Source organism: Methanospirillum hungatei (assembly GCF_020216685.1).
In the GTDB taxonomy this organism is placed as follows: Archaea; Halobacteriota; Methanomicrobia; order Methanomicrobiales; family Methanospirillaceae; genus Methanospirillum; species Methanospirillum hungatei_B.
The window spans coordinates 1-15369 of the sequence record NZ_JAIWNS010000130.1; the positions used below are offsets into that span (position 1 = coordinate 1).

The window sequence follows — 15369 nt, forward strand, 5'->3', positions numbered from 1 at the left end:
AGCAGGTTTGGATGTCATCCTCTGCACCCCGACAGCATCAGGAAAAACCCTCTCCTTTCTGCTCCCCTTTCTTACCATACGGCAGAATGTCCGGGATGCAACCGCCCTTGCCATCTATCCGGCAAAAGCCCTTACCCGTGACCAGCAAAAGACGATGCAGGATCTGGAAAAAGCAACCGGAATGCCCATTCAGCCTGCTATCTATGACGGTGATACCCCGCAGCATGACCGGCCTCTTATCAGGTCAGAAGCAGGACTCATCCTCACAAATCCCTATGAAATTCATCAGATTCTCCCCTGGCACCGGCAATGGTCCTCCTTCTTTTCACGGCTGAGGTACATAATCCTGGATGAGGCCCACCAGTACCGGGGGGTGTTTGGGAGCAGTATGTCTGTTCTCATACGAAGGCTGCTTCGGATCTGTGACCATTATGGTTCATCACCGCAGTTTTTCCTCTCATCGGCAACACTTGCAAACCCTGCCGATTTTGCCCGTAATCTGACCGGACGGGAGATGACGATCATCGACAGAAGTGGTGCACCTACCGGAGATAGGTTTTTTATTCTGTATAATCCGTACCGGGAGATGGTCCAGCCAAGGTCGGTCTATTCGGAGAGCGCTGAGATCCTCTCTCTTCTGGTTGAAGCCGGCCTGCAGTCCCTCTGCTTTACCGGTTCACGCCGGATGACTGAACTGGTATCAGTCTGGGCGAAAAACCACCTCCACAAAAAGTCTCCTGACAAGGTGAACAGTATCGCTGCGTACCGGGCGGGGTATCTCCCAAAAGAGCGGCAGGAACTTGAACGAAACCTGAAAGCCGGAGTGATGCGGGGGATTGTATCGACAAATGCGCTTGAACTTGGGATTGATATCGGGTCTCTTGATGCCGTGGTGATGACCGGGTATCCGGGGACCATGATGTCAATCTGGCAGCAGGCAGGACGGGCCGGCCGGTCGGTCTCTGATGCCCTGGCCATTCTTATCGCGATGCAAAACCCGCTTGACCAGTTTTTTATGCGGCATCCGGAGGAGTTCTTTGCCCGCCCCCATGAACATGCCATCATCGACACGAAAAACCCTTATATCCTCTCCGGACAGCTCCTCTGCGCCGCTTCTGAACTTCCGGTCAGACCTGAGTTCGATATCCGCTGGTTTGGAAAAGGGATTATCGACCATCTTCATGCACTGGTAGAGAATGGCCTTGTTGCAGAGACACCGCGGGGCTATGTCTACACCGGGAGAAAGCGGGCAAGTGAACTGGTGTCATTGTCCCAGATCAGTGATGTCTGGACGGTAGAGGTCAGAAACCGGGTTATTGAGACACTGGATATCAGGCAGGCATGCCGGGAGGCCCATCCTGGTGCGGTCCTAATTCACCAGGGAGAGCGGTATCTGGTAGGCAGCTGGGATTTTGACCGTCACCGGATCCTGGCGACAAAGGAGGATCCGGGGTACTATACCAGAGTAAACCACCAGACCGGTGTTCAGATCCATGAGCGGCTGATGAGCCGGGAGATCAGCTCCGGAACCCTCTGTCTGGGCAGAGTAGAGGTATCAGAACTCTATCACGGGTATCGCCGGCTCATCGATGAGAGGACCATCTCCACCGAACCACTCTCCCTTGAACCGATAACCTTTGAGACCATATCTGTCTGGATTGAGTTCTCCCTGAAAGGAATGAGTGTCTTGTCAGCAGACCATGATGTCGGTGGTTCTCTTCATGGGGCAGAACATGCTCTTATTGCCATGATGCCCTACCATGTTCTCTGTGACCGGTGGGATCTGGGAGGACTGTCATCGGCCAGCTCTTCAGAAGTCAGGGGAAAACCGGTCATCTTCATCTATGACGGGTACGAAGGGGGTATCGGCCTTGCGGAACGTGCATATCATATCTATGAAGAGCTCTGCGAGTCGGCGGAGAAGATGGTCAGGGAATGCAGGTGTAAAGACGGGTGTCCGGCCTGTATTTACTCACCGAAATGTGGGAATGATAACCAGCCGCTTGATAAAAGAGGATGTATTGCGCTTCTCCGGCACTGTGCCGGCCTGACCTGACGGGGAATTTATTTCTTCTCTTTGGCCTTTGCCTGTGCTGCCGCTTCCTTTCGTTTCTTAAAATGCTCGGTGATCTTTGTTATATGTGCGATTTTATCCATTTCAGTCCCATAGAGGGCAAAACCCTTTTTATCCACCGAGATAATCTTGTAGAGCTGGCGAATTTCTTCAGGTACCCGCATCCCGGGGATGGATCGCATATGTATGAAATTTTCAATCTGTACCTGGAAGTTTTTCTTGAGGAGTTCCCGAAGCTCCTGAATATCATTGCGGAGCCTTTTGATATCTTCCTGGTTCCAGTGCAGGATCTGCTGCTCAAGTTCTGAAATCCGGTCTATTGCCTCTTTGCTCTTTTCAATATGTTCATCAACGGCCTGTGACAGAGCCAGTTCGGCCATCTCAGCGCTATCGATATTCTCATATTGCATAATAATTCCCCTATTCTGTATACGTGTACCCTGCAGCTAAAATCAATCTTGTTCCTGCTTCCCCTTAAAACCCAGGACCGGCAGGTGATCATACCGGTGCGTTCTCAACAGACTGATGAGTTCAGCAGCAGCACGGGAGACCGGGGGTGTCAGCGGGGTGTCAGGATCAAGGCAGCCAGGCTCTATTCCGATAAAGGTGACGTGTGAATGGGGGGCACACTGCTCAATAAAGAAGGTGAGGGGGAGCTGATGTGTCCCAATCCCATAATCCCTGATACAATCATGCGGAATGATCCGGACGCTTCCGGGTAAAAGTCCCATCTGAACGGCATCAACGATGACAATCCGTTCCGGTCTGCGTTCCCGTATCGGACGGATAAAGTTCTCCGGAACAATGCCTGCATTGATGACTGTCCAGTCTGAATCCAGAAGTGCTTCAGCGATACAGGGGCCAACACCGTCATCCCCGAGCAGGTCATTTCCAATACCAAGGAGCAGATCCACAGTTATGTACCGTTCCCTCCTGACTTCAAATAACCGGTATTGTTTGATAATTATTTTATAAGTTACCGGCCAATTTTCAATCAATGGGCTTAGAAAAACTTGAAGACATCGTTGATATCCCGTATCCGCAACATCCTCACTGTGCCACGGTTCTGGTCCTTGACACATCGGCATCCATGTCAGGCAATAAGATAGCAGAGCTGAATGAAGGCCTTCGCATCCTCACCGATGAGCTGAAGGAGGACGATCTTGCGGTCAAACGGATAGATCTTGCCGTGATAACCTTTGGGAAAGGGGTGGAACTGGTCAGACCCTTCACCGGCATATCGGCATTTGACCCTCCGGAACTCTCTGCCGGCGGGTATACTCCCATGGGTCAGGCCATTCTTGAAGCAGTCAGGCTTGTTGAAGAACGAAAGGCCGAGTACCGAACCATCGGGACCGATTACTACCGGCCGTGGATATTTTTAATCACCGACGGTCAGCCGACTGATATGCGCAAAGGTGATGAGATCTGGGAGAAGGTCATTGAGGCGGTGCATGGAGGGGAGAAAGATCACAAATTCCTCTTCTGGGCGCTTGGTGTTGACCAGGCCAATATGACGGTGCTCCGCGAGATATCTCCTCCGGGCAGGACCCCGCTCATGCTCAAGGAAGCAAAGTGGGCCGAGATGTTCCTCTGGCTGTCAAAGAGTCTCTCCCAGATATCAGACTCCCGGATTGGTGAACAGATATCACTTGAGAACCCGGTTGGTCCTGAAGGCTGGGGAGTAATCCAGCTCTGATACCGATGCCTGCCGGACATACAAGACCCGGATCATATATCGCCTGTGGTGCGTCGGTTGCAGGAACCAGGCATATTCGGGACCAGATACCGTGTGAAGATGCCTGGGCCGGAGTCATCCTCCCTGATGCTCTCATCATCGCGGTTGCTGACGGTCTCTCATCTGCAGAATATGGCGGAAAAGGAGCGGATATTGCCGTATCCTCCAGTGTCAGAGATGCCACGGATGCATATAAACCCGGGGAGCAGGATATTCCTGCTCTTATCAGGTCAGCCATGAGTGCCGGGAGGGAGGCTATCCATGACCATGCCCTTTCTGAAGGACTGCACATCTCATCGTTTGCAACAACGCTCCTTTTGGCTGTTCTCACCCCTGATGGTGCCTTCTGTGGTCATATCGGAGACGGAGCCTGTGTCGCCCTCTCAGAAGGCGAAGCATCCCTGCTCTCGGTTCCCGGAACTGCCGAGTATGCCAATGAGACGGCAGTCCTGACCGCACAGACCTGGGAGTCACACTGTCGCATCTCACACCGAGCAGCCGATGCAATCATCTGTGCAACCGACGGATGCCAGGGGGCCCTTATCAGAAGGGAGGATGGCGCCTATGTCCCATACAGTCCCTTTGTCGTGCCCCTTGTCAGATCCCTCGGGGAGTACTTGGATGAAGGCCGGGATCTGAATTCCGAGATCGCCGATCTCCTCTCTTCTTCCCGCATGCGGGCACTCTCATCAGATGACATGACGCTGGCCGTTGGATTCTCCCTGTCTGGTGAGCCCTTCTGATGGCCGGGTCGTCCGGAGCAGAACCTAAAATCCGGATTGACCGTACCAAAATAGAGGTCTCTCCTCTCTCATCAGGTCCGGTTCGCGAAGAACTGGTCATCATGAACGAGGGAAAGGGACGGCTCTATGGAAATATCCGGTCAGATGCAGACTGGGTCACCGTTCTTGACACGAATCTGAATACCACCTTTATCCAGCGGGTAATCCTTGAGATACGGCCTGACAGAGCCCCGGCAAGTGGGGAGTCATCGGTTCATATTCTCTCAACCGGTGGTATCGGACGGGTAAAGATTGAGATCAGAAAAACCCCGACACCGGTCTCAACGCTCCGGATGGATGAGAAGGTCTTCCAGTTTTGCGGTATTACCAAAGATGAGACGATCTCATTCTCACTCACCGTCAGAAATGCCGGCGCCGGGTTTTTATCAGGGACCGCAGTCCCGCTCTGTGACTGGATTGAGATACCTGCCCGTGGCATCTGGACCAGAACCGTGCAGGTCATCCCGGTCAGAGTTATCAGCTCAAAAGCCCCGAAGGCCAGACACCCGGTCGGGAGGATTCATGTAAAGACGAATGGCGGGGAGGAGACGGTTGAGGTATCCATCCACCGTTCATCAGAGAAAGGGCCGGTTCCCCGGTTTATTCCATCCTCACTCCGGATATCCTGGACGATCAGGGGTATCATCGAAGAGCGTCTTATGGTCAAAAATACCGGTGCCGGGGTCCTCCGGGGGACCATTCCCTCGAAATATCCCTGGATAACCGCAGTGCCGTCAATATTCTCCGTCACCGACAGCACCATAATTACCATCAGAGTAGATACCCGTCTGCTTCCGGGAAATGTTCCTGCATCTGTCCCGATTGTGATCATCACCAATGTCGGGCCATTTACATTAAATATCGAGATAGCCCGTTCATATCCGGCACAGGAGAAAGCACGGGTCCGTCTTCCCAGAATAAAGACCAGATCACGGATGACGGTCCTGGATCAGTATGGTGGTCAGCTGCAGATACTCTCATCAGGAAAATCCGGCGGGGAAGGGGAGATATGGTATGTGGAGGGTGATGATACCCGGTGTGTGAAGATATTTCATCCCCACCGGAGCAGTCCGGAGATGGAAGAGAAGATACGGATCATGCAGAAGTGTCCGATCAAGATTCCTGCCGGAACGGGGATCTGCTGGCCGTCGGGCATCATCCTCTCACAGCCCCCGTCACGGTTTCTTGGATACCTGATGACCCGCCTTGACAGCCGGTTTATGCCGGTGCATGCCTGGTACGATAAACCTGACCAGGATTTTTCCTTCTCAATGAAGGCAGCAGCACGCCTTGCCGGTCTTGTCCATGCGGTCCATGCATCCGGTCACTGTGTCGGCGATCTTCGTGAGAATAACGTATTCATCAGCACGGACGGAGAGATATGCCTCATCGACACAGATTCGTTTCAGATCACCGATCCATCATCATCACGGACATGGTTCTGCCGGGTCGGGACTGGTGAGTATCTTCCCCCCGAACTGATTGACGGCTCATTTGAGAAGCAGGATATTGACCGGCTCTTTGCTGACCGGTTTGCCCTTGCCGTTCTAATCTTCCGGTTCCTGATGCAGGGGGCTCACCCATACCAGGGACGGGGACCGCTCATCGAGGATGCACCAACAACCCCGGATAAGATTATTCGTGGTCTTTTTGCCTATGAAGGAAAGATCCCCGGCCTGTATCCACCTGACTATGCCCCGCCGTATGACCGGATCCCCTCATCGGTCCGTGCCCTGTTCCACGAGGCATTTGTGACCGGTCACCAGCACCCGCAGGCACGTCCCGAACCCTCCCGATGGGCCCGTGTTCTGGGATTCAGATATGAAACACGGGATATGACAGAACCCGCAGTTCTAATCCGTGCGATCACGTCAGACATTCCAACCGATTCGAGACCGGAACCAGAATCAGAATCAGAACTTGAACCAGTCACGATAAAATTGCCTCTCCCTGAATATGTCGATGATGAGGGAGATATCGTCCATGTGGGGGACCGGATCGTCCGAATATCGCATGGGGAGATCCGACGGACCGGGCGGCCTGGATACCAGCTCCTTATCAGTGTACACCATCTCACTCCTCTGTGTTCATGTCCGGTCACTTCGGTTCCGCCATCGGTGGTCGTGCCTGAACGAATGGTCTACCAGAACCAGGGACCTTTAAAACGAATACATTACCTTATTCCTGATATTGATTTTTCCCGGTATGTTCACTGGCACACAGCAGCAGATCCCTGGACCCGTACATCGTGGAGAGGGTCGAAATTTTCATTCAGATACCGGGTGGCTGCATGTACAAATCTCCTCTCCGCTCTTCTCTCAATGAGCAGGGTGGGTCTTCATCCATTCAGCCTCACCCCCCGCTCCATCTTTGTCGGCCCTGACAGCTCAGTCCGGGTTCTGGCAGTACCTGACGGGATGATACCCCGAAAAGAAGGCATATCCCCTCTGCTTTCAGAAATACGATCCCTTCTCTGCATGATGATGATGGACGGATGTGATTTTGATCAGGTCTATCCGAAGAGATCCCGGCCGTATAGGGCCCGGCCTTATCGATCCTATATTCCTTCTCCTGATAGGATTCCCTATCCGATGAGGAGTATCTTTACCAGATCACCGGATTGTTCCTGTTCACTTGAAGAGATCCTCTCCGGCTGGTTTGAACGGTCCGAACATGCATTCCTCTCCCTTGTCTCATGCCCGGCTGATCCTGATCACTGGTTCAGTATCTCTCAGGGTATTTGCCCGTTCTGCCATCCGGATAGATCACGTCCTCTGCTGTCACCCGGACCACACTTCTGCCTGTTACCAACCAGGGCAGTATTATTCCTGTCTGCACCGGTACATACGGTCAGGCATCTGAAACGAAGATGGATACCGCAGAGACCGAGAGTAATTCCGGTAATTCCAATAATTCATCTTCCACTCTCCATGACTCAGCCACTCCGGATATCAACTTCAGCCATACTCTTCCTTGCAGCCCGGAATGGCGATTTCGTATTCCTCCCGGTACTTCACAAACGCTCTCTTCCGATATGTCTCCCCAGGATGACCACCGCTCTTGTCATTATACCGCCGGTCTTTTCACTTGAGGTCCTGATACTGAAGAGATTTGATGTCTCGCTTATCGATGAGATGCGATGGGTATCGCACCTTGAACAGATGAAAGGGACCAATTTCCCCAGACTGGTTCGTGTAAAGAGGGTACGAAAGCAGTACGTCCGCAAAACCATATCGGTCATGCTGTTCCCCGGATATTATGAAATGCCCCTAAAGCCAGCCCCCTCAAAAGGGAAGAAAGGAAAGAAGGGGAAGAAAAAAGGAACCCTTTCAAAGAGATTATCTGAATTCATCGATGAATTTTTCGGATAGAACGGGTATCAGAGTGGAATAGAGTGTCCTTATTCCTGCTCTTCACCACTCTTCACCGGGTTGATCCTTCCACCGGTCTGTTCATGGATTGGTGACGGAATATACTTGAGATATGCGATAAATTCATCGACATCAAGTGCTCCATATGCAACAAGTACTCCTTCATTCATGACAGTATAGCCATCTCCTCCATGGGCAAGGAAGTCTTCTGTCGCAACCGTGTAATATGCGTTCATATCCATCTCTTCTCCGTTAAAGGTAATACTGGTCACCCGGTCGGATGGATCCCTGGATTCATCATAGCTGTAAGAAAATCCGGATATCTGCAGAAGATGGTCAGGCTTTACCGTACGGGTCCACTGTTGATTGAGCAGGTCTTTGATCTGCTGCCCGGTCATTCTCAATGCATAGATCTGGTCATGGAAGGGCAAAACCGAGTAGGCATCACCGGTCGTAATCTCACCAGCATCGATGTCTGCACGAAGGGACCCGATATTCAGGATACTTATGTCAGTCTTCATATACCATCGGAATGCATCGGTTACGATATCGTAGAGGAGTGATTCTCCATTCTCATCCAGGTTCCTGGTGAGCGGAATGTCTGTTGTCGCAATAACTTCACTAATAAGCGGTGCAACGGTGCTGTTTACTGCATCGAGCAGTTCCTGGGAGTTCTCATCCGTGTTACGTCCGGCCCCCTGGTCAGCATAGGCGGTGACAATCGTTGCCGTCTTGTTCACAATATCCTTCGTTTCCGGGTCCAGCTCAAGGGTCACATCAGCATAGGCTGAGCTGTATGAATATGCCTGGGTCACAAGGGTCGGTTTCCCGCCGGCGTTTGGCAGGTACTGGTTGGTGAATTGATGAGAATGGGCAGATAAGACCACGTCCACATCCTCATCAAGTCTCATGACAATCGACACAACCCTGCCTGAGAGATCCCCGGTCTCCTGTGTCGGACCATCATACGGTGTCTGGGTTCCTCCTTCATGCAGGAGAACGACAAATGCATGAATTCCCTGTTCCTGAAGCACCTTCACCTGTTTATTGATGGCATCCGCTTCATCGGTAAAGGCGACTGGTTCGACATTGCCAGGTTCAGATATCTCACCGGTTACCTCAGTGACGGCCCCAATGAATGCGACCGGGATGCCCTCTATCTCCTCTCGTACATATGGCTCAAGCAAGAGGTTGTCTGTGCCATTCCAGAAGACGTTTGCAGCAATGACCGGCCAGAGTGCTCCCGGATAGGGATCTACAAGGTGAGTGATGTTCGTCCCTTCATTGCCTCCGTTGATCAGCCGTTGCAATTCGGAGATGTTCCGATCAAATTCATGGTTTCCCAATGTTCCAATGACTCTGACTCCTGTAGTCTCTGTCATATCAGGTCTCTTCCAGTCGCCGGTGACAAACCGGTTCATAAAGAGTATTGCCGGTTCATCGAGAAGCAGATTTGATTCCGCCGGCGATGCTCCGGTCATGTCACCAGGAAGGGCGATAATGGTGGTATTTGCTCCGTATCGATCGATTGCATCAGAGAGATATCCGCCAAGAACCGGGATACTCCCCGCAGGAGATCCATTCATCTTCTGTCCAGGGCCGAGTTGTCCGTGAAAGTCGTTCACTGCAAGGATGTGAAATGATACTGGCCCGAACCCCTGGTCATCAGCCATAGTCGGAATGAAAAGAAGGCTGATGAGATACAGGATGGCGAGAATGCCTGCATAATGAGAGAAAATGTGCAGGGACTGGTTTGACAACAGATAACGTTGCATGAGAGATCCTCTGCAGGAGATGATATGAAAGTATAGGTCATGTACCACAGGGTTTTATGGTTCATTGACATATATTACCAGAAGAGCGATATCGAATTTTTAGAAGACAGGTGAGTCAGGTGAAACGCCCTATCCCGTATGGAATCATGAACTATGCAGAACTGGTCAGGGATAATGCGTATTTTGTAGATAAGACCCGGTTTATCGCGAAACTTGAGGGGATCCACAACCCGGTTTATCTTCGGCCACGCCGGTTTGTAAAATCCCTCTTCTGTTCAATGCTCCACTATTATTATGATCGAGCACAAGAAAAGAGATTTGAGGAACTCTTTGGTCATACCTGGATAGGAAAAAACCCAACCGCACGTCATAACCAGTTTATCGTTCTCAAACTGGATTTTTCCGAGATTGGTGTTTCAGGAGCACAAACCAGTCTGGAAGAGAAATTTCACCTCTATTGTAATGAGCGGATAACATCCCTGTCAGCAGTGTATCCTGACATAATGCAGGACATCCCTCCGGTCCGACCTGAACTTGACTCCTGCATGAATCTCTCAATCTGGCTTGACAACCTTCAAAAACGGGGATCTCCCCGGGTATATGTGATCATTGATGAGTACGACAATTTTGCAAACCAGCTTATCACCAGTTACCAGGATCATACCTACCAGGACATGACCAGTGGAGATAATTTTCTCCGGACATTCTTCAAAGTTTTGAAAGCGGGAAGGCAGACAGACGCTATTGAAAATATCTTCATCACCGGGGTATTACCGATTACCATCGATGACCTGACATCCAGTTATAATATCGGAACATTTCTGACTCTTGATGCATCCTTTGAGGATATGCTCGGATTTACCCAGGAAGAGACGAATCAGCTCCTTGATGAAATATATACCGATTTTCTTATCGATCCTGCAACCAGGCGTGATGTGGATGAGGTGATTAAGAAACAATATGACGGGTATCACTTTGTCAATCCGTCAGGTCAGTCCCTGTACAATTCAACGATGCTGATGTATTTTCTCCGGCAGTTCTGTGATCAGAAGATCATTCCAAAACACCTCACCGATCTGAATCTCCGGACCGATCTCTCATGGATTCAGCGGATTACGAAAGGGTCTGATCATGCAGAGGAACTCATTTCTGAATTGCTTACGTCAGATACCATCGCCTATGATGACGATTACCTAGTGACAAAATTCAATAAGGCCCAGTTTTTCACGAAAGGGTACTATCCGATATCATTATTTTATCTTGGGCTCCTGACGAGGGATGATCAGTTCAGACTCCGTATTCCGAATATGAATATCCGCAAAATATTCGCTGAATACTTCAATGAACTCCTGCATATTGATGTATCCACCAAATATGAAGATATGATGAGAAGTTTTATTCAGAATCCTGATCTGCCCCGTCTTTTTGCTGACTATTGGCGACTGTATATCAGTCAGCTGCCTGAGGCTGTGTTCACACGGGTGAATGAAAATTTTTATCGAACGACCTTTTATGAACTCTGCAGCCGGTATCTCTCTACCTGGTTTACCTGGAATATTGAGCGTTCATACCCGGAGGGACGAAGTGACCTTGAGTTTGTCGGGAAATATCATGAAAAATTCGCTGGTATCAGGTGGATTATTGAGTTTAAATATTTCTCAAATGCAGAGTTAAGCAGGCTTTCATGGACCATTGATGAGTTTAATCCCCCAAATGAAGACATTATGCAGATTCAGGGATATGCACAGGGGCTGAACCGTGAATATCCTCATAATTCATTTCGCCTATTTCTGATCTATTGCTTTGGAAATCAGGGATTTTGCGTGTTTGAGATATAAATTTCTGGTTTACTAAAAAGTCCGGTACAAAAATTGGGTATTCATCCGTAAAGAGATTCGTCCACATCGCAAGAGAGGCGTCAATCACACATCCGGGAAATGATTCGATTATTGAATGTAAAATAGGGACTGAATTATTTCTTTAGATATCGGGCGATATAGGTATGTGTCGATTCAATAGATTCAAGAAGTATCGGAGTTGTATCCAGCAGATCATGAAATAATTGAATAATCTCGCTGTGCTGGTATTCATGCACAATGGTATTTCTGATCTCCCTGATTGTCCGAACCTCGTGTGCAGATTCAATATATCCCATCTTTTCTGCCCGGTTAATCCGGTCCAGAACACTCCCGCCTGGCTCAAGTTCCACCATACCAATCGTTCGAAACATCTGCTGGATGAGAATATCACTCGAACGGGCAAATCTGCTACTCAACGCTTCGAATGCGTCCATTTCTTCAATTGAATATACTGATTTTTTTCCGATTTTTGAACATATCTTATATGAATGCAAGAGCCATCCTTTGCTCTCCTGCAGATATCTATCAGTCTGTATCAGAAGATCAAGAGCATCAGTCTGGTTCATAGTTCAATTCCCTCTCTCATGGCAATTCGTGCGAAGGGAGTTTTTGGTTCTGGTTCAATAAGGATATCGATCTTTTGTTCGCCCAGATTATCTTCAAGAGCGATTCGTATATTGCGTTTTTCCTTTCCTGAAATTTTGTTTGAAATGATGAAGAGGTCGATATCCCCCCCTTTTTGAGAATCATCGGTCCTTGAACCAAAAAGGATAACCCGGGCAGAGGGATCAAAAGTATATATGGTTTTTTTAATGAGCGATACCTCACCTTCGGATAATCTCATCTTGATATATATTACCGTTTGATCGTATTGTTTTATCTAAATCGATAAAACAGGGGAGTAGGTCTTATGTAGTTATCCATGTATGGGAGGAATATTTTTTTCAAATCGTATACGAAGGACAAAACATTCTTCCAAGACAGAAAGAAGGACTTTTTTGCACCTCTCAAGTGAATGCCATGTTGCGAAGACGCCCGGTAATGAAGGTATTTCACCATAATATGGTTCTTTATCTTCAATGACTTCGAATTTTGCTGTGGATAATACAGCGGGTATGTACTCGTTCAGCAGGGTATGCCAATAATATTTTAATTATTTAAGATCAACTTATATATTTATTTCTTTGTAGCTAATACACGTATCATGTCATCTGGTGGGAAAATTTAACCCCGGAAGCACTTAATATCCTCCCTGACAGATATATGAGTTATCTGGTCATATCCCATGAAATAACTCGGACATCATATGCAGTTTTCACTTTATGCCGGCCTCCTTCTCCTATCCTCTCTGATATCAGTTGCCTTGGCAGGGTATGCATCTCACCGCCCATCTGACAAGGTTATGCGGGCATTTTTGTATCTCATGATCGGGGTCTTCTGCTGGTCATGCACCTCCTTCTTTGAAGCGATCTCTACCTCGATAGGGTATAAGGTATTCTGGTCGATTGTATCGGTGATCGACCTGGTAGTGCCGGTCCTCTTTCTTTATTTTGTCCTCCAGTTCACCAGGAATGGAGACCGGATTCCAAAGAAGGCTGTATATCTTCTATTAATCATTCCGGTAATCAGTTTCATTCTTTCTGCAACCTTTCCAATTCATGGTCTTATCTGGCCAAAGATTTACCTCGTCGATACTGTCCTGGCCGGGATATCCCTCTTTTATGTCCATGGGGCCTGGTACTGGGTTGAGATAATCTATAGTCTTCTGCTGTATTTTGCCGCTGCCGGTGTGCTCCTTCATACGGTGATACGGTCAGCGCCGGTGTATGCCGTGCAGATGTGGCTGGTATTTGTCAGTTCACTCTTTCCCTTCATCTCCAGTCTGCTGTATGCGTTTGCCTCTCCACTATTCCTGGGGATTGATTTTACTCCCATATCCTTCACCCTGACCGGCCTGGTCCTCATCTATGCAATTACCCGGCACCTGCTCTTTGATCTGATCCCGATTGCCCCATGAACAGATCATCATGGATATGCGGGAAGGGGTGATTGTGATCGATGAACGGGACCGGATAGTGGAACTAAATCCTGCGGTCATGCACCTCCTCCCGGTGACTCCCTCTGTTGTAGGGATGCACATCTCATCGCTCTCACCGCTCTTTCCTGATTGTGCGGAAAATTGGCTGAATTGTTCTGATGGGAGAAGCCGGTTGTCCCGTATTGGTGACCGGTGGATTGAGTTCCGGGTCTCTCCGGTGAACCGGAAGAGAATGCCTGCAAAAGGGTGTGGACGGCTCCTGCTCTGTATCGATGTGAGCGACCGGGAACAGGCAAAACAGGATCTTTCTGCACGGAATGAAGAACTGGAAAAGATGAATGAGGATCTTTCCCATGAGGTTTCTGAACGACGGCTTGCGGAAACAGCTCTTCGTCTTGCAAATAAGAAACTGAACCTTCTTTCGAGTATCACCAGGCATGATGTCCTGAACTGGGTAACGGTGGTGAATGGGTATGCCCGTATTCTTCAGGAGTCAGGGGATGAACCGGATACTGACTCACTTGAAAAGATTGTGCATGCCGGTGATACTATCGGTGAGATCATCTCCTTTACCGGGGTATATGAGGAGATGGGAACCGAGGCACCAAGGTGGATAACGGTAGAATCGGTCTTTGAAGAGCCGGATATTGCCCGGCTTCTCGAACGGGTCTCATTCTCTCTTGAGGTTTCAGGGCTGATGGTGTACGCTGACCTGATGTTCTCCCGGGTATTTTACAATCTGCTTGATAATTCCTTGCGGCATGGGAACGGGGTGACGACAGTCCGTGTATCCGGATATCAGTCCGGTCAGGAGTATTGCCTGGTATATGAGGATAACGGGCATGGAATTCCTGATGGTGAGAAGGAGATCGTGTTCAGGCAGGGACATGGGAAGAATTCAGGTCTTGGGTTATTTTTAATCAGGGAGATTCTGGATATTACCGGGATTCGGATCAGGGAATGCGGGACATTTGGGAAGGGTGTCAGGTTTGAGATGATGATTCCGGAAGGGGGATACCGATTGTCATAACGTGATATGCTTCTCTTATGAGCCATGAAAATTCTTACGATAAATTAACCGCTTCATGAGAAATACTGATGAATTGCTAAAAATCTCAATAAACCGATAAAAAATAAAAAGGTTCATATCAGTCTTCAGTCAAAAGGGTAAGGTGCGATTAACATACGAAATTATAAATGTTTTAATGAATTAAAGGATAATAATTAATTATGATAAAGACCATTCGTGCACATTATACTGGTTCTGTTTTCGAACCTCTTGACAAGATAGATCTGAAAGATGGTATTGATGTTACTCTTTCAATAATCACAGAGGATCCTGAAAAATCAGATGATCTCTGGGCAGTATTGGATAAGTATACCGGGATTATAAAGGGCCCTTCCGATTGGTCATCAGAACATGATCATTATATCCATGGTACTCCTAAAAAGGGCGATTTGAATAAGGAATAATCTGTGTTGTATGGTTTTCTCAAATGAGTTGATATTTGCAGACACTTCATTTTTTATTGCCCTTTTAAATGAATCTGATCAATATCACATGATTGCTCATAAAATTTCAAAGAAAATAAGATCTCATTCTCATTTGTATCTGACAGAGGGCATTATCCTTGAACTTGCTGATGCTTTTTGTAAAAATAAACGAAATGAAGTTTCATCGCTAATAGATACTCTCTACAAATCTGAACACTGTACAATAATTCCTATTCAG

General features: G+C 48.6%; 15 protein-coding genes. 9 read left to right on the forward strand and 6 right to left on the reverse strand.

What is annotated here, in order from left to right; genetic code table 11:
- A partial coding sequence (locus LDL35_RS08285) for a DEAD/DEAH box helicase (RefSeq protein WP_304021533.1) occupies positions 1 to 2056 on the forward strand: 2056 nt, incomplete at its 5' end.
- Between the two features lie 8 nt (positions 2057 to 2064).
- Here LDL35_RS08285 and LDL35_RS08290 read toward each other — a convergent pair.
- Positions 2065 to 2484 carry a hypothetical protein gene (locus LDL35_RS08290; protein ID WP_304021536.1) on the reverse strand — a complete coding sequence of 140 codons (420 nt, stop codon included), beginning with the start codon at positions 2482 to 2484 and terminating at the stop codon, positions 2065 to 2067.
- A gap of 42 nt (positions 2485 to 2526) precedes the next feature.
- Positions 2527 to 2988: a hydrogenase maturation peptidase HycI gene (hycI, locus tag LDL35_RS08295; protein WP_304021539.1), complete on the reverse strand. Its 462-nt coding sequence runs from the start codon at positions 2986 to 2988 to the stop codon at positions 2527 to 2529.
- 83 nt (positions 2989 to 3071) lie between these two features.
- On the opposite strand from hycI, the gene LDL35_RS08300 reads away from it, so the two are divergent.
- Genes LDL35_RS08300 through LDL35_RS08310 form a run of 3 tightly spaced genes read left to right on the forward strand, consistent with a single transcriptional unit; the run spans position 3072 to position 7965 of the window.
- Positions 3072 to 3773: a VWA domain-containing protein gene (locus tag LDL35_RS08300; RefSeq protein ID WP_304021542.1), complete on the forward strand. Its 702-nt coding sequence runs from the start codon at positions 3072 to 3074 to the stop codon at positions 3771 to 3773.
- 5 nt (positions 3774 to 3778) lie between these two features.
- On the forward strand, positions 3779 to 4555 hold the full coding sequence (locus LDL35_RS08305; RefSeq protein WP_304021545.1) for a PP2C family serine/threonine-protein phosphatase: 777 nt from the start codon (positions 3779 to 3781) through the stop codon (positions 4553 to 4555).
- Positions 4555 to 7965, forward strand: coding sequence for a hypothetical protein (locus tag LDL35_RS08310; RefSeq protein WP_304021548.1), 3411 nt, complete (start codon positions 4555 to 4557; stop codon positions 7963 to 7965). The genes LDL35_RS08305 and LDL35_RS08310 overlap by 1 nt, the downstream gene beginning before the upstream one ends.
- A 29-nt stretch (positions 7966 to 7994) precedes the next feature.
- Here LDL35_RS08310 and LDL35_RS08315 read toward each other — a convergent pair whose 3' ends face one another.
- A complete protein-coding gene (locus LDL35_RS08315; RefSeq protein ID WP_304021551.1) occupies positions 7995 to 9740 on the reverse strand; it encodes a bifunctional metallophosphatase/5'-nucleotidase in 1746 nt (581 codons plus the stop codon).
- A 119-nt stretch (positions 9741 to 9859) separates the two neighbouring features.
- Between LDL35_RS08315 and LDL35_RS08320 the strand changes: the two genes are divergently transcribed.
- Positions 9860 to 11578: an ATP-binding protein gene (locus tag LDL35_RS08320; RefSeq protein WP_304021555.1), complete on the forward strand. Its 1719-nt coding sequence runs from the start codon at positions 9860 to 9862 to the stop codon at positions 11576 to 11578.
- A gap of 134 nt (positions 11579 to 11712) precedes the next feature.
- Here the strand turns inward: LDL35_RS08320 and LDL35_RS08325 are convergent, their stop codons facing one another.
- The 3 genes from LDL35_RS08325 to LDL35_RS15300 form a co-directional block, all read right to left on the reverse strand.
- The gene (locus LDL35_RS08325) at positions 11713 to 12165 is read right to left on the reverse strand and encodes a hypothetical protein (protein WP_304021558.1); all 453 of its coding nucleotides are present in this window, start codon (positions 12163 to 12165) and stop codon (positions 11713 to 11715) included.
- Positions 12162 to 12443 (reverse strand): nucleotidyltransferase domain-containing protein, encoded by a 282-nt coding sequence (locus LDL35_RS08330; protein ID WP_304021561.1) that lies wholly within the window; start codon positions 12441 to 12443, stop codon positions 12162 to 12164. Before LDL35_RS08330 ends, LDL35_RS08325 begins: the two co-directional genes overlap by 4 nt.
- 72 nt (positions 12444 to 12515) lie before the next feature.
- Entirely contained in the window at positions 12516 to 12731 is a 216-nt protein-coding gene (locus LDL35_RS15300; RefSeq protein WP_369694899.1) for a type II toxin-antitoxin system HicB family antitoxin, read from the reverse strand.
- Between the two features lie 174 nt (positions 12732 to 12905).
- On the opposite strand from LDL35_RS15300, the gene LDL35_RS08335 reads away from it, so the two are divergent.
- From LDL35_RS08335 to LDL35_RS08350, 4 genes are all read left to right on the forward strand, one after another.
- Positions 12906 to 13616 carry a histidine kinase N-terminal 7TM domain-containing protein gene (locus tag LDL35_RS08335; RefSeq protein ID WP_304021564.1) on the forward strand — a complete coding sequence of 237 codons (711 nt, stop codon included), beginning with the start codon at positions 12906 to 12908 and terminating at the stop codon, positions 13614 to 13616.
- Between the two features lie 10 nt (positions 13617 to 13626).
- Positions 13627 to 14667 (forward strand): sensor histidine kinase, encoded by a 1041-nt coding sequence (locus LDL35_RS08340; RefSeq protein WP_304021567.1) that lies wholly within the window; start codon positions 13627 to 13629, stop codon positions 14665 to 14667.
- A 200-nt stretch (positions 14668 to 14867) separates the two neighbouring features.
- Positions 14868 to 15110 (forward strand): antitoxin family protein, encoded by a 243-nt coding sequence (locus LDL35_RS08345; RefSeq protein WP_304021570.1) that lies wholly within the window; start codon positions 14868 to 14870, stop codon positions 15108 to 15110.
- Positions 15111 to 15120: 10 nt separating this feature from the next.
- The coding region (locus LDL35_RS08350) for a hypothetical protein (RefSeq protein WP_304021573.1) at positions 15121 to 15369 on the forward strand (249 nt) is incomplete at its 3' end.